This window comes from Burkholderia sp. AU31624 (assembly GCF_020420065.1).
Lineage (GTDB): Bacteria > Pseudomonadota > Gammaproteobacteria > Burkholderiales > Burkholderiaceae > Burkholderia.
The window spans coordinates 622,297-642,189 of record NZ_JAIZRT010000003.1 but is presented as its reverse complement, the minus strand read 5'-3'; the positions used below and the strand labels follow the sequence as shown (position 1 = coordinate 642,189).

Here is a 19,893-nt window from a genome sequence, read left to right as displayed (position 1 = left end):
GGGGCCGGCGCGGTGTGCAGGGTGCGCATCGTGCCGGTTGGCCGGCCGGGCCGGGCTCTGCTCGGTTCGGCCCGGCTGTGCGATTCGGTTCGCATGCGCCGCATCGGCGCCCGAGGGGTGTGGCGTCCGTCCGGGCGGTGCGAGCCGGTGATGCCGGGGCGACCCGCCGTCATAGCGTGGGCCTGCCGGCTTTTCACCCGTCTTTCATCTGACGAAATACCGGTTTCGTACCAGTACTGTGCGGCGTGGACGCATTGCCATATACTGTATATTCATACAGTTGTGGGTGGCATCATGCTCGCATCCTCCATTTCTCCCGAATCCCTTCATCCATCGCTGTGGCGCGGCTCGCAGCTCGCGCGCGGCGGCCCGCGCACGATCGAGACCGGCTTCGCGCCGCTGTCGGCCGAGCTGCCGGGCGGCGGCTGGCCGGTCGGCGGGCTCGTCGAACTGCTGGCCGCGCAGCCGGGCTGCGGCGAGATGCGGCTGCTCGCGCCTGCGCTCGCGCACACCGTCAGCGCCCGGCGCCCGCTCGCGCTCGTCGCGCCGCCGCAGTCGCCGCATGCGACCGCGCTCGCCAGTCTCGGCGTGCCGGCCGACGCGCTGCTGTGGCTGCGCGCCGGCAGCCGCACGGATGCGTTGTGGGCCGCCGAGCAGGCACTCAAGACCGGTTGTTGCGGCGCGCTGCTGCTGTGGCAGGACGCGCGGCCCGATGCGCTGCGGCGCCTGCATCTCGCGGCCGCGCGCACGGGCGACACGCTGTTCGTGATGCTGCGCCCGCTGTCGGCCGAGCGGCAACCGTCGCCGGCCGTGCTGCGCGTCGCGCTGTATCCGGTGCCGGGCGGCGTGTCGCTCGACATCGTCAAGCGGCGCGGCCCCGCCCGCAGCGAGCCGCTCGTGCTCGACCTGCCGTCGCCCATCGTGGAGAGCCGCTATGCGCGTCTTGCTCGGCATCCATCTGCCGCGCCTGCCGCTCGACGTGTGCGTCGCGCTTCCGTCTGACGGCGAGGCGGGCGAGGCCGGCAGCGCAGGCAGTGCGGTACTCGAGCAGGGTGTCGTGCTGATCGCCGACGCGGCCGCGCGCCGGCAGGGCGTGCGCGCGGGCATGAAGCGCGGCGGCGTGCTCACGCTCGCGCCGCATACGCAGCTCGTCGAACGCGACCCCGCGCGCGAGGTCGATGCGCTGCGCGCGGTCGCGCTCGCGTTGCTGCGCTTCTCGCCGTGCGTCGCGCTCGGCGACGAAGCCACGCTGCTCGTCGACGTCGGCCCGAGCCTGCGCTTGTTCGGCGGGCTGCCGTCGCTGTGCCGTCAGGTACGTGCGACGCTCGCGGCGCTCGGCTATGCGGCGCGCCTGTCCGCCGCGCCGACCGGGGGCGGTGCGTGGCTGCTCGCGCGTGTGTCGGCCCGTGCGCGGATCCGGCGCCGCGTCGCGAGCCCGGCCTCGCTTGTCCGCGCGCTTGACCGGCTGCCCTGCGTGCTGCTGCCCGATGCGCGTCCGTATGCGGGCTGGTTCGACGGGCTCGGTTGCCGCACGCTCGCCGATCTGCGCGGCCTGCCGCGCGCGGGGCTGCAGCGCCGTTGCGGTCCCGCGTTGCTGGTTGCGCTCGATCGTGCGTATGGCGACGCGGTCGAGCCGCTTGCGTGGATGGCGGTGCCGCCCGTGTTCGACGTGCGGCTCGAATTGCAGGAGCGCGTCGAATACGCGGAAGCCGTGTTGTTCGTGGCGCGGCGGCTCGTCGTGCAGCTGTGCGGCTGGCTGGCCGCGCGGCACCTGTCGCTGGCCGCGATGACGTTCGATCTCGAACACGAGCGCGGCCGCCAGGCCGTGCCGCCGACGCCGCTCGAGCTCGCGTTCGCGTCGCCCGTGCGTGACGAGGCGCATTTCATGCGGCTGCTCGGCGAGCGGCTCGCGCGCGTCGAGTTGCCGGCCGCGGTGATCGCGGTGCGTCTGAAGGCCACGCGCGTCGAATCGGTCGCGCCGCCGGCCGACGATCTTTTCCCCGAGCCGGGCGGCACGCGCGAGACGCGCGCGCGGCTGTTCGAGCTGCTGGTCGCGCGGCTCGGCGCGGACAACGTGCTGCGCGCGGCGCCCGTCGCCGATCACCGGCCCGAGGCGGCGAACCGCTGGCTGCCGCTCGATGCGCAGGCCGGCAAGCCGGCTCCCGGGCCGCCCGCCGTGCCGCCGAGGCCAGCCTGGTTGCTGGCGGAGCCGCTGCCGCTGTTGATGCGCGGGGAGCGGCCGGTATTTCATACGCCGCTGAGGATGATGTCGTCGGTGGAGCGGATCGAGGCCGGGTGGTTCGACGGTCAGCTCGCTGCGCGCGATTACTGCGTCGCGCAGGACGAGGCCGGCGCGTGCTACTGGGTGTTCAAGGAGCGGGCGGGGAGCGAGGCCGAGCCGCGCTGGTTCCTGCACGGCCTGTTCGGGTGAACGGTGATGGTTGCGGAATTCAGCTGGCTGCCCGATTACGCGGAGTTGTTCTGCCGTTCGAACTTTTCGTTCCTGCATGGCGCGTCGCATGCGGAGGAACTGGTCGAGCGCGCGGTCGAGCTCGGCTATCGCGGGATTGCGATCACCGACGAATGCTCGCTTGCAGGCGCGCCGCGCATGCACGTCGCGGCGAAGGCGAAAGGGTTGCCGCTCGTCATCGGGTCGTATTTCGACGTCACGCCGGATGAAGTCGCGCCTGGCCACGATCCGGGCCCCGGCGCGTTCGGGCTCGTGTTGCTGGCGCAGAATCGCGAGGGCTACGGCAACCTGTCCGAGCTGATTTCGTGGCGGCGGATGGCATCGCCGAAGGGGACTTACAAGCTGACGTCGCGGATGCTGTCGGCGCCGCCTGCCGAGTTTGCGCATTTGCGCGGGATGCCCGACTGCTTCGCGATCCTCGTGCCGACGTATCCGGTGCGTGCTGATGTACTCGATGCGCAGGTCGCGTGGTTTCGCACGACGTTCGGCGAGCGGGCGCGGCTGGGGCTCGTGCAACTGCAGCGCGCGCTGGACGGTGCGCAGCGCGAGGAGATTCGTGCGGCGGGTGAGCGGCGTGGCGTGCGTGTCGTCGCGCTGGGCGACGTGACGATGCACCGGCGCTCATGCAAGGAGCTGCAGGACGTGATGACGGCGATTCGCGTCGGCATGCCGGTTTCCGAGTGCGGGTATGCGCTTGCGCCGAATGCGGAACAGCATTTGCGTGGGCGGAACCGGATCGGGAATCTGTTCTCGCCGGAGGAGATTGCGCAGACGTGCGCGATTCTCGATGCGTGTCCTTTCGAACTGGATTCGCTGCGCTACGAGTATCCCGACGAGATCGTGCCGAAGGGGCTCACGCCGACGAGCTATCTGGAGCAGGAAACCATGGCCGGGGCGGCCACACGCTATCCGCAAGGTGTGCCGGAGAAGGTGTCGAAGCAGATCCGATATGAACTCGACCTGATCGCGCAATTGAGTTACGAGCCGTTCTTCCTGACCGTCTACGACATCGTCAAATACGCGCGCAGCCAGAACATCCTGTGCCAGGGGCGCGGCTCGGCGGCGAACTCGGTCGTCTGCTTCTGCCTCGGCATCACCGAGGTGAATCCCGAGCAGAGCACGATGCTGTTCGAACGCTTCATCAGCGCGGAGCGCGGCGAGCCGCCCGATATCGACGTCGACTTCGAGCATCAGCGCCGGGAAGAGGTGATCCAGCATATCTACGAGAAGTACGGACACAACCGCGCAGCACTCGCAGCCGCCGTATCGACCTATCGTCCGCGCGGCGTGCTGCGCGAAACCGGCAAGGCGCTCGGCGTCGATCCGATGCTGGTCGATCGCGTCGCGAAAGCGCACCGCTGGTTCGACGGTAGCCGCGACCTGCTGCAGCAATTCTCGACGATCGGGCTCGATCCCGAGACGCCGCTCATCCAGGCATGGGCCCGGCTCGCCGCGCGGCTGCTGAACTTTCCGCGTCACCTGTCGCAGCACTCGGGCGGTTTCGTGATCAGCCGCGGCAAGCTCACGCGGCTCGTGCCGGTCGAGAATGCGGCGATGGACGGGCGGCGCGTGATCCAGTGGGATAAAGACGACCTCGAATCGCTCAAGCTGATGAAGGTCGACGTGCTCGCGCTCGGCATGCTGTCGGCGCTGCATCGCGCATTCGACATGCGTACCGCGTGGCGCGGGCCGCCGGAGCCGGATGGCGAGCCGTTCACGCTGAAGCATATTCCGCAGGATGACAAGGCGACTTACGACATGATCTGTCGTGCCGATACGGTTGGCGTGTTCCAGATCGAATCGCGCGCGCAGATGTCGATGCTGCCGCGCCTGCGCCCGGAGACTTACTACGATCTGGTGATCGAGGTGGCGATCGTGCGGCCGGGGCCGATCCAGGGCGGGGCAGTGCACCCTTATCTGAAACGGCGCCAGGGACTCGAAAAGGTCAGTTATCCAAAGGAGGACCTGAAGCCCGCGCTCGAGCGTACGTACGGCGTGCCGATCTTCCAGGAGCAGGTGATGCAGATCGCGATGATCGCGGCAGGCTTCACGCCCGGCGAGGCGGATGAACTGCGTCGCGCGATGGCCGCATGGAAGCGCAAGGGCAATCTCGAGAAATATCACCGCAAGATCGTCGACGGGATGCGCGAGCGCGACTATCCGCCCGACTTCGCCGAACAGATCTTCGAACAGATCAAGGGCTTCGGCGAATACGGTTTCCCCGAAAGCCACGCAGCCAGCTTCGCGAAACTCGCGTACGCCAGCAGCTGGCTCAAATGCCACGAACCGGCGATCTTCCTCGCTGCGCTGCTGAACAGCCAGCCGATGGGTTTCTACCCGCCGTCGCAGCTCGTGCAGGACGCGAAGCGGCACGGCGTGCAGGTGTTGCCGATCGACGTGACGCAAAGCAACTGGGAAGCATCGCTCGAAGCGCTGCCCGATCAGCCGCCGCCGCACGGCCAGCCGGCCGTGCGGCTCGGCCTGTCGCTCGTGCGGGGGCTCGGCGAAGCCGCCGCACGCCGCATCGAAGCCGCGCGCACGGCGGCCGGCCGGTTCGACAACGTCGACACCCTCGCACGCCGCGCGCAACTCGAACGCCGCGATCTCGAAGCGCTCGCCGCCGCGAACGCGCTTGCGACGCTCGCCGGCCATCGCCGCGATGCGCTATGGCAAGCGGTTGCGGCCGCCCCCGAACGCGACCTGCTCGCGACCGCGCCGATCGACGAAGTGGAGAAGCCCGCGCTCGGCGCGCCGTCGGAAGCCGACGACATCCTCGCCGACTATCACACCACCGGCCTCACGCTGAACCGCCATCCCGTCGCGCTGCTGCGGTCCGAACTGCGCGCGCGGCGGCTGTCGTCCGCGGCCGAATTGCACGACCGCCCCGACGGCCGGCTCGCGCGTGCGTGCGGGCTCGTGACCGCGCGGCAGATGCCGGGCACCGCGAAAGGCGTGATGTTCATGACGCTCGAGGACGAAACGGGCTGCGTGAACCTGATCGTCCGGCCCGAGCTGCTCGCGCGGCAGCGCCGCGAAACCCTCGATTCGCGGCTGCTTGCCGCGTCCGGCGTGTGGCAGGTCGCGAGCGACGTGAGGCACCTCGTCGTGCAGCATTTCGAGGATCTGACGCCGCTGCTCGGCGGCCTGCGCACGTCGAGCCGCGAATTCCACTGATTCCACTGACGCAACCGGCGCGCGCCGCCGAACGCGCGGTGCCTCGCCACCCGTGCATACCAGTTGGCCAAACTGGTTCTATCCAGATCTCATATTCGCGCCCAAAACCCGGCCGAACCGCGTACTGGAACTGTCCCCTTGCATACCAATCCGGGTAAATCCCTACCCCGTACTTCGTTGTAAACAAAGGGTTTGTGAGAACTAAAACGCTTGCCGGGCAAGGCTTCCGGCGATTTCGGCGCCACTAATACCAGTTCGTTGACTGGTATTATGGTGGTTATATAATGCCCTCACTTTCGACGGCCTGAGGTCGTCGTCCGACACCCGGAGGCACATGGAAACCGGCTGGTCCGAACTGGCGCCCGATCCCCTCAGCGATACGCCGCTCTATCTGCAGCTCGCCCGCAACCTGGCGAGCGCGATCCACGCCGGCGCGTGGCGGGCCGGCGAGGCGCTGCCGTCGGAACGGCTGCTGTCGGTGTCGGTCGGCGTGTCGCGGATCACGGCCCGTCGCGCCCTCGCGCTGCTGGTCGAGCAGGGGCTGATCAAGCGGGCGCGCGGCGCGGGCAGCTTCATCACGCCGCGCGTCGCCGATCCGCTGTCGCGTCTCGTCGGCTTCACCGCGAAGATGCAACAGCGCGGCTTCGTGCCCGATTCGGTGTGGCTGTCGCGCACGCTGCGCGCCGCAAACCGCGACGAGATCACGCGGCTCGGCCTCGCGCCCGGCGCGACGGTGGCGCGGCTTGAACGGCTGCGCCGCGCGGACGGCATCGTGATGGCCGTCGAGCACTCGACGCTGCCGGCCGCGGTGGTGCCCGATCCGCAGGTGCTCGGCGCGTCACTGTACGAATACCTCGAAGCGCGCGGCATGACCGTCGTGCGCGCGCTGCAGCACTTTCGCGCGGCGAACGCGACCCACGCGATCGCGAAATGGATGGCGGTGAAGCCGGGATCGGCCCTGCTGGTGATCACGCGGATCGGCTACGGCGCCGACCAGCGCGCGATCGAAGTGAGTGAAACGTATTGCCGCGACGATTACTACGACTTCGTCGCCGAACTGAAACGCTGACGCGCGAGACTGCCCGCGCGCGACACGCGTGAAGCAACGACACGGATTTGCAAATCACGACGCGGATGCCCGCGTCACCAGATCATCAAGAGAACGTCATGCTGACTGGAAACATCCTTACCCCCGACGGCTGGATTCACGGTTCGCTCGATAGCGAGAACGGCCGCATCACGACCCTCGACGGCAAGCCCGTCGATCCCGCGAAGAACGACGCGCCTTACATCCTGCCCGGCTTCATCGACCTGCACGTGCACGGCGGTGGCGGTGCCGACGTGATGGAAGGCGGCGACGCGATCGAGACGATCGCCCGCACGCACGCGCAATTCGGCACGACGAGCCTGCTCGCGACGACGATGACCGCGCCGCGCGACGAACTGATGCAGGTCGTCGCGAACCTCGGCACCGTCGCGCGCACCCGCACGCCGGGCGGCGCGCGTGTGCTCGGCGTGCACCTCGAAGGCCCGTACATCAACCCCGGCAAGCTCGGCGCGCAGCCCGACGCGGCCGTGTCGGCCGTGCTCGACGAAGTGCTGAAGTACCTGTCGATCGCGCCGATCCGCGTCGTCACGCTCGCGCCGGAAATCGCCGGCCACATCGAGATCATCGGCGAGATGGCCGCGCGCGGCGTGCGCGTCCAGCTCGGCCATTCGCTCGCGACCTACGACGACGCGGTGGCCGCGCTCAAGCACGGCGCGTGCGGTTTCACGCACCTGTTCAACGCGATGTCGCCGCTGCATCACCGCAACCCGGGCCTGGTGGGGGCGGCGCTTGCCCACGCCGAATACGCGGAAATCATCCCCGATCTGCTGCACGTCCACCCGGGCGCGATTCGTGCTGCGCTGCGCGCGATCCCGCGCCTGTACGTCGTGACCGACAGCACGTCCGCAACGGGCATGCCCGACGGCGAATACCGGCTCGGCAGCCAGCACGTGACGAAGTGCCTCGGCGGCGTGCGCCTCGCCGACGGCACGCTCGCCGGCAGCACGCTGACGATGGACCAGGCGCTGCGCAACCTCGTGTCGCTCGGCCTGCCGATCGCCGACGTGTCGAACCGGATGTCGCGCTACGCGGCCGACTACCTTGGCGTCGCCGATCGCGGCCGCCTCGAGCGCGGCGCATGGGCCGACCTCGCGGTGTTCGACCGCGACCTGAACCTCACCGCGACCTACGTCGAAGGAGAATCGATTGTCGAATATGCTTAAGGAAGCGCGCGAGTCCGCCCAGGTCGTCGCCGCGCAGATCGCCGACACGACGCGCGTCGAAGCGCTCGCCGGCCAATTGCTCGATCACCCGCCGGCCGTCGCGCTGACGGTCGCACGCGGCAGCTCGGATCACGCCGCGAGCTATTTCGCGAGCCTGACGATGAGCCGCCTCGGCGTGCCGGTCGCGTCGCTGCCGATGTCGGTCGCGACGCTGCAGCAGGCGCCGCTGAAGGTGCAGGACCAGCTCGCGATCGCCTTCTCCCAGTCGGGCAAGAGCCCCGATCTCGTCAATACGATGGCCGCGCTGCGCGAAGCCGGCGCGCGCACCGTCGCCGCCGTGAACGTGCTGCCGTCGCCGCTCGCCGACGCGTGCGAGCACCAGTTGCCGCTGCTCGCCGGCCCCGAACTGTCGGTGGCCGCGACGAAGAGCTATATCGCGATGCTGTCGCTGTCCGCGCAGATCGTCGCGTACTGGCAGCGCGACGCCGCGCTGATGACCGCATTGCGCGGCCTGCCCGACGTGCTCGCGCAGGCCGGCCAGCTCGACTGGTCGCAGGCGGTGGCCGCGCTCGCGGGTGTCGAGCGGATGATCGTGATCGGCCGCGGCCTGGGCCTCGCGATCGCGCAGGAAGCCGCGCTGAAGCTGAAGGAAACGTCCGGCATCCAGGCCGAGGCGTTCTCGAGCGCCGAAGTCCGTCACGGCCCGATGGAGCTGATCGACCGCGACTATCCGCTGCTCGTGTTCGCTCCGCCGGGGCCCGAGCAGGCCGGCCTGCTGCAGCTTGCCGCGGACATGCGCGCCCGCGGCGCCGCCGTGCTGCTCGCGGCGCCCGCCGGCATACCCGGCGCGACGCTGCCGCTCGCGCAGTCCGCCCATTCGGCGCTCGACCCGATCGCCGCCATTCTTTCGTTCTACGTGATGGCGGCGGATCTCGCCGTTGCGCGCGGCCGCAATCCCGACACGCCGCGCCACCTGAACAAAGTCACCGAAACGCACTGATAGCCGAGACCGCCGATGAGACGCGCCGAGGAGTCCCAGTTGAAGAGCCCCACCCACGATCAGATCGTCCTGCTTAGCCCCATGACGGGGCCGATCGTCGCACTGGCCGACGTGCCCGATCCGGTGTTCTCCGGCGGGATGTTCGGCGACGGCATCGGCATCGACCCGCTCGCGGGCCAGCTCGTCGCGCCGTGCGCGGGCGTCGTGTCGCATCTCGCGCGCACGGGCCACGCGGTGACGATCACGACGCCGCAAGGCGCGGAAGTGCTGCTGCACATCGGCATCGACACGGTCGAGCTGAACGGGCAGGGTTTCATCGCGCACGTCGAGGCCGGCGCGCGTGTCGAGGCCGGCACGCTGCTGATCGAGTTCGACCAGGATGCGGTGGCGCGCAGCGCGCATTCGCTCGTGTCGGTGATCGCGATCGCCAACTCGGATGCGTTCGAGGTGGTCGACCGCGCGAGCGGTTTCGCGACGGCCGGCGAGACCCCGCTGCTCGCGCTGCGCGGCAAGGGCGAAGCGGCCGCGCAGGCGGCACAAACCGGCGCCGCGGCGCAGAACGAAGTGCGCCGTGAAATCGTGCTGGCGCAGCCGGGCGGCCTGCATGCGCGGCCGGCCGCGCGGGCGCGTGAAGCCGTGCGCGGGTTCGACGCGACCGTCGACGTGCTGTTCGACGGGCGCAAGGCGTCGATCGCGAGCGTCGTCGGCCTGCTCGGCCTCGGCGCCGGCGAAGGCGCGACGGTCGAACTGGTCGGCCGTGGCGCGCATGCGCAGCAGGCCGTCGATGCGGTCGAGCACGAGCTGCTGCGCGAAGCGCACGGCGAAGTCGAGGAGAAACCGGCGCGGCTGAGGTCGCCCGCGCCCCAGACGGTCGCGCGCAACGTCGGTGCCCCCATCGACCCGAACACGCTCGCAGGCGTGTGCGCGGCGCCCGGTATCGCGGTCGGCACGCTGGTGCGTCTCGACGCTGCGGAAATCGTGCCGCCCGAACAGGCCGCCGGCACGCCGGCCACGGAAAGCCGCCAGCTCGACCAGGCGCTGAAGGCCGTCGACGCCGAACTCGACGAAACGGTGCGCAATGCATCGGCGCGCGGCGCGGTCGGCGAAGCGGGCATCTTCGCGGTGCACCGCGTGCTGCTGGAAGACCCGACGCTGATCGACGCGGCGCGCGACCTGATCAGCCTCGGCAAGAGCGCGGGCTTCGCCTGGCGCGCGACGATCCGCACGCAGATCGACACGCTGTCGAAGCTCGACGATGCACTGCTCGCCGAACGCGCGGCCGACCTGCGCGACATCGAGAAGCGCGTGCTGCGCGCGCTCGGCCATACGAACGGTGCGGCACGTGCGCTGCCCGACGAAGCGGTGCTCGCGGCCGAGGAATTCACGCCGTCCGACCTGTCGTCGCTCGATCGCCAGCGCGTGACCGCGCTCGTGATGGCGCGCGGCGGCGCGACGTCGCACGCGGCGATCATCGCGCGGCAGCTCGGCATTCCGGCGCTGGTGGCGGTCGGCGATGCGCTGTACGCGATTCCGGACGGCACGCAGGTCGTCGTCGATGCGAGCGCGGGCCGGCTCGAACACGCGCCGACCGCGCTCGACGTCGAACGTGCGCGGCACGAGCGCCAGCGCCTGGACGGCGTGCGCGAGGCGAATCGGCAATTGGCCGGTGAAGCGGCCGCGACGGTCGATGGCCGCGCGATCGAGGTCGCCGCGAACATCGCGACGCTCGACGACGCGAACACCGCGGTCGACAACGGCGCCGACGCGGTCGGCCTGCTGCGCACCGAGCTGATGTTCATCCATCGCCAGGCCGCGCCGACGGTCGTCGAGCACCAGCAGAGCTACCAGTCGATCGTCGACGCGCTGCAGGGCCGCACGGCGATCATCCGCACGCTCGACGTCGGCGCCGACAAGGAAGTCGACTACCTGACGCTGCCGCCTGAACCGAACCCGGCGCTCGGCCTGCGCGGCATCCGTCTCGCGCAGGTGCGCCCCGATCTGCTCGACGATCAGCTGCAGGGCCTGCTCGCGGTGAAGCCGTTCGGCGCGGTGCGCATCCTGCTGCCGATGGTGACCGACGCGGGCGAGCTCGTGCGCCTGAAAAAGAGCATCGACGAATTCGCGCGCGTACTGGGCCGCACCGAGCCGATCGAAGTCGGCGTGATGATCGAGGTGCCGTCGGCCGCGCTGCTGGCCGACCAGCTCGCGCTGCACGCGGACTTCCTGTCGATCGGCACCAACGACCTGACGCAGTACACGCTCGCGATGGACCGCTGCCAGGCCGACCTGGCCGCGCAATCCGACGGCCTGCATCCGGCCGTGCTGCGCCTGATCGACATCGCGGTGCGCGGCGCCGCGAAGCACGGCAAGTGGGTGGGCGTGTGCGGCGCACTCGGCGGCGATCCGCTGGCGGTGCCGATCCTGGTGGGCCTCGGCGTGACCGAACTGTCGGTCGACCCCGTATCGGTGCCGGGCATCAAGGCGCGTGTGCGCCGTCTCGATTACCAGTTGTGCCGTCAGCGCGCGCAGGATCTGCTCGCGCTCGATTCGGCACAGGCGGTAAGGGCAGCAAGCCGCGAGGTCTGGCCGCTCGACTGAGCGTCGACGGCAGGTTCGCGACCGGTTTCAAGACGAAAGCAATTAGGTCAACGACGATTAATGACGAGACAAGGATTGGAGGACTGAATGAACGGGAATCCGTTTCTGAAAATACAGGGCCTGGGCCGGGCGCTGATGCTGCCGATCGCGGTATTGCCGGTCGCCGGCATCCTGCTGCGACTCGGCCAGCCGGACGTGTTCAACATCAAGATGATCGCCGACGCCGGCGGCGCGATCTTCGACAACCTGCCGCTGCTGTTCGCGATCGGCGTGGCGGTCGGTTTCGCGAAGGACAACAACGGCGTGGCGGCGCTCGCGGGCGCGATCGGCTATCTGATCGAAACCGCGATCATGAAGGACATCGATCCCAAGCTGAACATGGGCGTGCTGTCCGGGATCATCGCCGGTGTGGTCGCAGGGCTGCTGTACAACCGCTACAAGGACATCAAGCTGCCGGACTACCTCGCGTTCTTCGGCGGCAAACGGTTCGTGCCGATCATCACGGGGCTGGTCTGCGTGGTACTCGGCATCGCGTTCGGGTACGTGTGGCAGCCGGTCCAGCATCTGATCGACGCGGCCGGCCAGTGGCTGACGACGGCGGGCGCGATCGGTGCGTTCGTGTTCGGCTTTTTGAACCGACTGCTGCTCGTCACGGGCCTGCATCACATCATCAACTCGCTCGCATGGTTCGTGTTCGGCAACTTCACGCCGCCCGCCGGCGGCGAGATCGTGCACGGCGACCTGCACCGCTTCTTCGCGGGCGACCCGACCGCGGGCACCTTCATGGCCGGCTTCTTCCCGATCATGATGTTCGGCCTGCCGGCCGCGTGTCTCGCGATGCTGCACGAAGCGCCGAAGGAACGCCGTGCGATGGTCGGCGGCCTGCTGTTCTCGATGGCGCTCACGTCGTTCCTGACCGGCGTGACCGAGCCGATCGAATTCAGCTTCATGTTCCTCGCGCCGGTGCTGTACGTGATCCACGCGGTGCTGACGGGGCTGTCGCTCGCGATCTGCCAGATCCTCGGCGTGAAGCTCGGCTTCACGTTCTCGGCCGGCGCGATCGACTATGTGCTGAACTACGGGCTGTCGACGAAGGGCTGGATCGCGATCCCGCTCGGCATCGCGTACGGCGCCGCGTACTACGGGCTGTTCCGCTTCTTCATCCGCAAGTTCAACATGGCCACGCCGGGCCGTGAGCCGGCTTCGGCCGACGCGGCCGCGGAATCGTACGCATCGGGCGGCTTCGTCGCGCCGGCTGCAGGTGCCGCTGCGGTTGCCGCTGCACCGCGTGCGCAACGCTACATCGCCGCGCTCGGCGGGGCAGGCAACCTGTCGGTCGTCGACGCGTGCACGACGCGCCTGCGCCTGACCGTCGTCGACCCGGAGAAGGTCTCGGAGCCGGAACTGAAGTCGATCGGCGCGCGCGGCGTGCTCAAGCGCGGCGGCAACAGCGTGCAGGTGATCATCGGGCCGGAGGCCGACATCATTGCCGACGAAATGCGTGCCGCCATCGGCAGCGGCGCGGCAGGCGCGGCATCGACGGCGACGGCCGCCGCGGCACAGCCCGTCACGGGCGCGGCCGCCGGCCCGCTCGATCCGGAGCCGACGCGCTGGCTCGCGGTGTTCGGCGGCGCGACCAACGTCGTGTCGCTCGACGCGGTCGCGACCACGCGCCTGCGGGTGGTCGTACGCGATCCGTCGGCGGTCGATCGCGATCGTCTCGGTGCGCTCGACGTCGCATGGGTGTCGCTCGACACGTTCCACATCGTCTGCGGCAACGCGGCGGCGCGCTATGCCGAACAGCTCGGCGCGCGCCTGCCGCCATCGGGCAGCGGGGCGGCCGCACAACCGGCCTGATGCTGATGCGATGAAGCCGATCCGATCCGCGCTGCGGGTTCGGGCCGGCTGGTAAAACGAAAACGGCTTGCGATGCGTCGCAAGCCGTTTTTCTTTGGTGCGGGTGATGGCGCGATGCGTTCGCCTGCGTCGCGCCGTCGCTCAGCCCTGCAACCGCTCAGCCGTTCACGGATTCGTCAGCGTGAAGGTCGGTTTCCGGTAGCCGACGCCCGCCCGGTCGAGCTTCGGCAGTTCGCGTTGCGTGAGCAGCGTCGCGAAGCCGGCCCAGTCGCGCTGCAGCGCGGCCGTGTCGACGTGATGCGTGTCGCCGCGCCTGAAGCGCACGCCGGCCGCATACGGCAGCTCCCAGTCGGCCCGGTGCCATGCGCGCTCGGCCAGCGCGAGCAGCCGCGGATAGGCCATGTATTCGAGGAAGGTGTCGTTGCGCATCACCTCGCCCCACGCCTGCCCCTGCATGCCTTCGATGCGCGGCGCGGCGCCCGTGCCCGTCACCTCGAACGTGTTGCCGTCACGGTCGCCCATCACTTCGGCGTTCTGCGGCAGGTTCTCCGGCGCGAGCGAGAACACCTTGTACTCGTCCGTCGCATGCGAGCCCCAGTAGTAGCCGCGCTCGCGCGGGTTCAGCGTGTACGGGAAGTCGAAGTACAGGTAGTCGGGCAGCGCGAGCACCGTCAGGTAGCCCTTGCCGCTCAGGTCGCGTGCGCTGTCCGATGCGCCCCAGAAGATCGTGTCCCACAGCGACACCATCACGTGGCGCGTGCTGAAGTCCTGCGGCCCGTTCGCATGCTTGATGCCGTCCTGCCACGCGGCCATCGTGTCGATCCCGTTCGCGCTGACCGCCGCGCTCACCTGTTGCGCGAAACGTGTCGGCAACTCGTCGATCGACTTGATCTCGCCGCGCTTGAGCAGTGCCGTGCATGCGGGCGAACGTGCCCACGGCTTGTCCTGCGCGGCGAGGTCGATGCGCCCCTTGTTCGGATCGGTGCCGCTCAGCGGCTGGAAGCCCCCGCCGAGGAAGATGTTCTTCGCCTCGTCGCCGCCGTAGTGCCAGGTGTGCAGCGGCGCCTGCGCGTCCGCATGCATCGCCGCGATCTCGCGGATCACCTTCGACGCGAAATTGAGCGCGCCCGGCACGCACGGGTTCAGGTCGCTGCGCCGGTCGTAGAACTGCACCGTCGTCAGGTTCGACGTGTCCTGCGGATCGAGCAGCCGGTATGCGTTCGCTTCCTGCTCGCGGCCGGCCGCATGCAGCCGCTTGTAGCGTGCCTCCATCGTCACGACGGCCGCCCGCGCATGCGCGGGCATGTCGATCTCGGGGATGATCTCGACGAAATGCGCGGCCGCGTAGCGCACCAGCGACACGTAGTCGTCGCGCGTCAGGTAGCCGCCGCCGGAGCGGTTGTCCGGGCCGGAGCCGAGCTGCGGCAGCAGGCAGCGTGTCTCGCTCGGGTCATGGCAGCGGCGCCCCCCGATCTCGGTGAGTTCGGGCAGGCCGGGAATCTCGATGCGCCAGCCCTCGTCGTCGGACAGATGCAGGTGCAGGCGGTTGAGCTTGTACGCGCTCATCTGGTCGATCAGCCGGCGCAGCGTCGCCGGGTGCTTGAAGTTGCGTGCGAGATCGACGTGCATTCCGCGATGCGCGAAGCGCGGCGCATCCTCGACGAGCATCGCCGGGATCGGGCCGCCGCCGGCGGGCGCGAGCGAGTAGAGCGTCTGCACGCCGTAGTAGACGCCGGCACGATCGTACGCTTCGATGAACGCGCCGCGCGGCCCGATCGCGAGCCGGTAGCCGCCCGGCGTCGCGATGTCGGCCGGCAGCCGGCGCGGCGCGACGGCGCCCCACACCGGCACGCGTGCGCCGTCGAGCCCGAGTGTCGCCGCGCGCTCGCGCAGCGCCGCGACCTGCGCGTCCGGCAGGTTCGGCAGCGTGAGCTCGACGCCGCGCAGGTCGAGCGTGCCGGGCAGCGGCTGCTCGCGCTTCACGCTCGGCAGCGCGCGGCTCGCGTCGGGCCGCGCGGCGACGGGCGGCGCATTGCCGGTCGAGTTGTTCTGCGCGTCGGCCGGCAGCGATTCGACGTAGCGCAGTTCGTCGTCGGTGTCGTTGTAGCGGAGCACGGCGGGCGGCGCGCCGTCGACGACCACGTACGGGCGCGGGATCACGTCGCTGTAGCGCAGCAGCCAGTATTCGGCGACGAACGGCAGCTCGATGCGCTCGCCCTGTGCAAGCCGCACCGAGCCCGGTTGCGGCGTCAGTTCGTACAGGTCGCCGGTGAGCCGCCGCAGCGCGAAGCCGGGGCGGTCGATCCGCAGCAGGCGGCGGATGCTGTGCAGGTAGAGCTTCCAGCCGCCATCTGCGATCGCCTGGTGGCCGCGGTTCTGCAGGATCAGGCGGCCGGTCGCGCAGGCCGCGCCGTCGGCGCCGAGATCGGCGCACGGCACGCCGGCCGCGGCCGCGTGATTGTTGTCGACGGCGACGCGCAACGCGAGGCCGTTCGACAGCCGAGCCGCGAGCTCGGCCGGCGGCACGGGGGGACGGACGGCGCCGGCCGTCGCGACCGCCGCGCTCGACGCCGGCGGCGCGCCGAGCGCGACCGGCGACAGCGCCACGATCTGCAGGCCGGCAAACAGGGTGGACAAGGTTCGGTTCATGCGGACTCCTGAGACAAAAGGGGGCGTAGCGGCGTCACGGGATGACGTCGCTGCGAACGGGTCTTTCAACGGAGCTGCGGGGACAACAGGGTGCGCGGGCGATGCGGCGGCCCCGCGCGAAGTCGGCACGCGGGCGCGTGCGTTACGGAACGGGGGGCGGGCAGGCGTGCCGGTCGGATCGGCGCGGGCGGGTGCGCGTCTTCATCGGCGGCGCACGGCAGCGGCTGCTGCTGATGTGGATGCCGTGACGACGTGCGCATGAGCAAAGGCGCGCGCGCGACCTGCGCGGTCGATGACGGCGACCGTCGCCGACGACGCACAACCGGCCGCCGCGTGCCGACGACGAGACGGCGCGCCAGCGCGCGCCACATACAGGATTCGCATGTCTCCCCCACCCGGAAGGATTCGGCCTGTCAGCGGCCGTGTCCAAAGATCTTATGAAACCTTTTATTGGTATTCAAGTGGTATCAATCTGGCGCTAAATTGGCATCGCTCCGTCGGGCACGTCCAGCCGGCGAGGGCGAAAAAAAACCTCGCGCGAGGCGAGGTTCCTTCGGGACGGCGGCGGCGCGCTCGGCCGCGCGCGTCAGTCGTGGCGAACGCGTGCTTCCTGCGTCTTCTGCCGCGCTTCGAGCCACATCGCATTGACGATGCCGAACGACAGCGCGACGCCGATACCGAGAATCCAGCTGAAATACCACATGATCCGACTCCTTGCGAAACGGTGGGCGAGGGCGCGTGCGCGCCCCGGCCCGGTTCAAAGCATCAATACATCGAATGCTTGTTCTCTTCGAGCACCTCGCGCGTGACCTTGCCGCGCATCACGCGATACACCCAGCTCGTGTAGAGCAGGACGATCGGCAGGAACACGATCACCGCGAACAGCATCACCTGCAGCGTCATGTGGCTCGACGTGGAATCCCACACGGTCAGGCTGCTGCGCGGGTCGAGCGACGACGGCATGATGAACGGGAACATCGAGAACCCGGCGGTCAGGATCACGCCGGTGATCATCAGGCCCGTGCAGAAGAACGCCGTCTTCTCCTGCTTCGAACCGGCGAGCAGCAGCGCGATCAGGCCACCCGCGATCGCGACGACGGGCGCTGCGATCATCCACGGGAATTCGCCGTAGTTCGCGAGCCACAGGCCCGAGCCGGCGGCGACGTCCTTGAGCAGCGGGTTCGCGACGGTGTCGGTCGGTGCGGCGTGCGTGATGTGGAAGCCACCGATGGTCGACGCGACCAGCACGCCGGCCAGCACGAACAGCACGACCGCGAGGAACGATGCCACGCGCAGCGCGACCGACGCACGGCGCGCGATCACGCCGTCCGTCTTCATCTTGATGAAGGCTGCGCCGTGCGCGACGAGCATCGTGAGGCTGACGAGCCCGCACAGCAGCGCGAACGGGTTCAGCAGCGCCCAGAAGCCGCCGTAGTAGGTCACGCGCAGGTCGCTGTCGAACTTGAACGGCACGCCTTGCAGCAGGTTGCCGAACGCGACGCCGAACACGAGCGCCGGCACGAAGCCGCCGACGAACAGGCCCCAGTCCCAGCCCGCGCGCCAGCGCGGGTCAGGGCGCTTGCTGCGGTAGTCGAAGCCCACCGGCCGGAAGAACAACGCGAACAGCACGAGCAGCATCGCGAAGTAGAAGCCGGAGAACGACGCCGCGTAGACGAGCGGCCAGGCCGCGAACATCGCGCCGCCGGCCGTGATCAGCCACACCTGGTTGCCTTCCCACGTCGCGCCGACGGTGTTGACGATGATGCGGCGCTCCTCGTCGGTCTTGCCGAGGAACGGCAGCAGCGCGGTCGCGCCCATGTCGAAGCCGTCGGTGACGGCGAAGCCGATCAGCAGCACGCCGACGAGCAGCCACCAGATCAGCTTGAGAGTTGCATAGTCCATAGCGATTCCTTGTTCCGTTTCAGGTGCGTGCTCACGCCGTGGCGCGCTCGCTGGCGGCCGCGATTTCGTGGTGATAGCGGCCGGTATGCAGCGACGACGGGCCGAGGCGCGCGTACTTGAACATCAGCTTGATCTCGATGACGAACAGCGCGGTATAGAACAGGATGAAGCCCGCGAGACTCAGGTACAGGTCGCTCGGCTGCAGGCTTGACGCGGACAGGTGCGTCGGCAGCACGCCGGCGATCGTCCACGGCTGGCGGCCGAGCTCGGCGACGATCCAGCCGAATTCGATCGCGATCCACGGCAGCGGGATCGCCCACACCGCATAGCGGAGGAACCAGCGGCGGTTGTCCTGCAGCAGTTCGCGGCGCGCGCAGAACCAGAACGCGGCGATGAACGTCGCGACGAACAGGAAGCCGAGGGCCACCATGATCCGGAACGAGAAGAACACGGGCGCGACCGGCGGGATCGTCTTCTTCGCGGCGGCCTTGATCTGCTCGGGCGTCGCGTCGACCACGTTCGGCGTGAACTGCTTGAGCATCAGCCCGTAGCCGAGATACTGCTTGTGCTGGTCGAACAGGGCGCGGGTCGCGTCGCTCGTGTCGCCCTGCTTGATCTTCTGCAGCGCGCCGTACGCGACCATGCCGCTCTGGATGTGCTCCTCGCTGTGCTTCGCGAGCTCGCGCAGGCCGATCACCGGTTCGTCGATCGAGCGCGTCGCGATCAAGCCGAGCGCGTACGGGATCTTGATCGCATAGTCGGTGCGCTGTTCTTCCTGGTTCGGGATGCCGATCAGCGTGAACGATGCGGGTGCCGGCTGCGTTTCCCATTCGGATTCGATCGCGGCGAGCTTCATCTTCTGCACTTCGCCGGTCGTATAGCCCGATTCGTCGCCGAGCACGATCACGCAGAGCGTCGCCGCGAGGCCGAAGCCGGCCGCGACCGCGAACGAGCGCAGCGCGAAGTCGACGTCGCGCTTCTTCAGCAGGTACCACGACGACACGCCGAGCACGAACATCGCCGCCGACACATAGCCGGCCGACACCGTGTGCACGAACTTCACCTGCGCGACCGGGTTGAACAGCACGTCGAACAGGCTCGTCATCTCCATGCGCATCGTCTGGTAGTTGAACTCGGCGCCGACCGGGTTGTTCATCCAGCCGTTCGCGACGAGGATCCACAGCGCGGACAGGTTCGAGCCGAGCGCGACGAGGAACGTGACCATCAGGTGCTTGACCTTCGACAGGCGGTTCCAGCCGAAGAAGAACAGGCCGACGAACGTCGATTCGAGGAAGAACGCCATCAGGCCTTCTACCGCGAGCGGTACGCCGAAGATGTCGCCGACATAGTGCGAGTAGTACGACCAGTTCGTGCCGAACTGGAATTCGAGCGTGATGCCGGTCGTCACGCCCATCGCGAAGTTGATCCCGAACAACTTGCCCCAGAACTGGGTCATGTCCTTGTAGACCTGTTTGCCGGTCATCACGTAAACCGCTTCCATGATGACGAGCAGCCAGGACAGGCCGAGCGTCAGCGGCACGAACAGGAAGTGGTAGAGCGCCGTGATGCCGAACTGCAGACGTGACAGATCGACGACTTCACTACTTATCATGGTGGTCTCCCTCGGTAGATGCAGGCGCCGGTACCGAGAGCAGCTTCTCGGCGACGGCGGCAGGCGGCAACGACATGTGCTCGGCCTGCGGATGATTGAAGAATGCGTATTTGAGCGACATCAGGAGGATCAGCTTGACGATCAGCACCAGGGTGATGTCGCGGGCGAGGGTTGGGCCGCGTGCCCACGCGGCGATGCGCGCGCGCCAGCCGATCGTACCGGCCGGCCGCGCGGGAGGCGGCGCAGGCTCTTTATTGATCGAGATCAAGGCGAATATCCTGAATCGATTTAAGTCTGATTTGGGGCGACTTTACGTCGGATTTATGACGGCCGTGAAGCTGTTTTAATCCTTTTGCGCCT

General features: G+C 68.8%; 13 protein-coding genes. 8 read left to right on the top strand and 5 right to left on the bottom strand.

What is annotated here, in order from left to right:
• Positions 1 to 294: 294 nt before the first annotated feature.
• The 8 genes from imuA to nagE all read left to right on the top strand — a co-directional run bounded on the left by imuA (position 295) and on the right by nagE (position 13,370).
• Entirely contained in the window at positions 295 to 1,002 is a 708-nt protein-coding gene (gene imuA, locus LGM89_RS13245) for a translesion DNA synthesis-associated protein ImuA (protein ID WP_089461670.1), read from the top strand.
• Entirely contained in the window at positions 935 to 2,431 is a 1,497-nt protein-coding gene (locus tag LGM89_RS13240) for a Y-family DNA polymerase (protein WP_226273180.1), read from the top strand. The genes imuA and LGM89_RS13240 overlap by 68 nt, the downstream gene beginning before the upstream one ends.
• 6 nt (positions 2,432 to 2,437) lie before the next feature.
• Entirely contained in the window at positions 2,438 to 5,644 is a 3,207-nt protein-coding gene (locus tag LGM89_RS13235; RefSeq protein WP_226273179.1) for an error-prone DNA polymerase, read from the top strand.
• 334 nt (positions 5,645 to 5,978) lie between these two features.
• Complete coding sequence (locus tag LGM89_RS13230) at positions 5,979 to 6,713, top strand: GntR family transcriptional regulator (protein WP_043187255.1); 735 nt, start codon at positions 5,979 to 5,981, stop codon at positions 6,711 to 6,713.
• Positions 6,714 to 6,811: 98 nt separating this feature from the next.
• Positions 6,812 to 7,915 (top strand): N-acetylglucosamine-6-phosphate deacetylase, encoded by a 1,104-nt coding sequence (nagA, locus tag LGM89_RS13225; RefSeq protein ID WP_047852242.1) that lies wholly within the window; start codon positions 6,812 to 6,814, stop codon positions 7,913 to 7,915.
• Entirely contained in the window at positions 7,908 to 8,915 is a 1,008-nt protein-coding gene (locus tag LGM89_RS13220) for an SIS domain-containing protein (RefSeq protein ID WP_179250069.1), read from the top strand. The genes nagA and LGM89_RS13220 overlap by 8 nt, the downstream gene beginning before the upstream one ends.
• A gap of 15 nt (positions 8,916 to 8,930) precedes the next feature.
• Positions 8,931 to 11,513: a phosphoenolpyruvate--protein phosphotransferase gene (gene ptsP / locus LGM89_RS13215; RefSeq protein ID WP_226273178.1), complete on the top strand. Its 2,583-nt coding sequence runs from the start codon at positions 8,931 to 8,933 to the stop codon at positions 11,511 to 11,513.
• An 87-nt stretch (positions 11,514 to 11,600) separates the two neighbouring features.
• Positions 11,601 to 13,370, top strand: coding sequence for an N-acetylglucosamine-specific PTS transporter subunit IIBC (nagE, locus tag LGM89_RS13210; protein WP_089495676.1), 1,770 nt, complete (start codon positions 11,601 to 11,603; stop codon positions 13,368 to 13,370).
• Between the two features lie 165 nt (positions 13,371 to 13,535).
• On the opposite strand, the gene LGM89_RS13205 is transcribed toward nagE, so the two are convergent.
• From LGM89_RS13205 to cydP, 5 genes are all read right to left on the bottom strand, one after another.
• Positions 13,536 to 16,019, bottom strand: coding sequence for a family 20 glycosylhydrolase (locus LGM89_RS13205; RefSeq protein ID WP_226273177.1), 2,484 nt, complete (start codon positions 16,017 to 16,019; stop codon positions 13,536 to 13,538).
• 586 nt (positions 16,020 to 16,605) lie between these two features.
• Complete coding sequence (cydX, locus tag LGM89_RS13200; RefSeq protein WP_011353251.1) at positions 16,606 to 16,722, bottom strand: cytochrome bd-I oxidase subunit CydX; 117 nt, start codon at positions 16,720 to 16,722, stop codon at positions 16,606 to 16,608.
• A 62-nt stretch (positions 16,723 to 16,784) separates the two neighbouring features.
• Positions 16,785 to 17,921: a cytochrome d ubiquinol oxidase subunit II gene (cydB, locus tag LGM89_RS13195; RefSeq protein WP_089426368.1), complete on the bottom strand. Its 1,137-nt coding sequence runs from the start codon at positions 17,919 to 17,921 to the stop codon at positions 16,785 to 16,787.
• 31 nt (positions 17,922 to 17,952) lie between these two features.
• Positions 17,953 to 19,533, bottom strand: a complete 1,581-nt coding sequence (locus LGM89_RS13190; protein WP_089431704.1) for a cytochrome ubiquinol oxidase subunit I — start codon at positions 19,531 to 19,533, stop codon at positions 17,953 to 17,955.
• Positions 19,523 to 19,801 (bottom strand): cytochrome oxidase putative small subunit CydP, encoded by a 279-nt coding sequence (gene cydP / locus LGM89_RS13185; RefSeq protein ID WP_089426366.1) that lies wholly within the window; start codon positions 19,799 to 19,801, stop codon positions 19,523 to 19,525. Before cydP ends, LGM89_RS13190 begins: the two co-directional genes overlap by 11 nt.
• Between the last annotated feature and the right edge of the window lie 92 nt (positions 19,802 to 19,893).

Bases quoted from the DNA above. Each gene is read 5' to 3' on its own strand.
- imuA (WP_089461670.1), top strand. From the start codon at position 295: ATGCTCGCATCCTCCATTTCTCCCGAATCCCTTCATCCATCGCTGTGG.
- LGM89_RS13240 (WP_226273180.1), top strand. From the start codon at position 935: ATGCGCGTCTTGCTCGGCATCCATCTGCCGCGCCTGCCGCTCGACGTG.
- LGM89_RS13235 (WP_226273179.1), top strand. From the start codon at position 2,438: ATGGTTGCGGAATTCAGCTGGCTGCCCGATTACGCGGAGTTGTTCTGC.
- LGM89_RS13230 (WP_043187255.1), top strand. From the start codon at position 5,979: ATGGAAACCGGCTGGTCCGAACTGGCGCCCGATCCCCTCAGCGATACG.
- nagA (WP_047852242.1), top strand. From the start codon at position 6,812: ATGCTGACTGGAAACATCCTTACCCCCGACGGCTGGATTCACGGTTCG.
- LGM89_RS13220 (WP_179250069.1), top strand. From the start codon at position 7,908: ATGCTTAAGGAAGCGCGCGAGTCCGCCCAGGTCGTCGCCGCGCAGATC.
- ptsP (WP_226273178.1), top strand. From the start codon at position 8,931: ATGAGACGCGCCGAGGAGTCCCAGTTGAAGAGCCCCACCCACGATCAG.
- nagE (WP_089495676.1), top strand. From the start codon at position 11,601: ATGAACGGGAATCCGTTTCTGAAAATACAGGGCCTGGGCCGGGCGCTG.
- LGM89_RS13205 (WP_226273177.1), bottom strand. From the start codon at position 16,019: ATGAACCGAACCTTGTCCACCCTGTTTGCCGGCCTGCAGATCGTGGCG.
- cydX (WP_011353251.1), bottom strand. From the start codon at position 16,722: ATGTGGTATTTCAGCTGGATTCTCGGTATCGGCGTCGCGCTGTCGTTC.
- cydB (WP_089426368.1), bottom strand. From the start codon at position 17,921: ATGGACTATGCAACTCTCAAGCTGATCTGGTGGCTGCTCGTCGGCGTG.
- LGM89_RS13190 (WP_089431704.1), bottom strand. From the start codon at position 19,533: ATGATAAGTAGTGAAGTCGTCGATCTGTCACGTCTGCAGTTCGGCATC.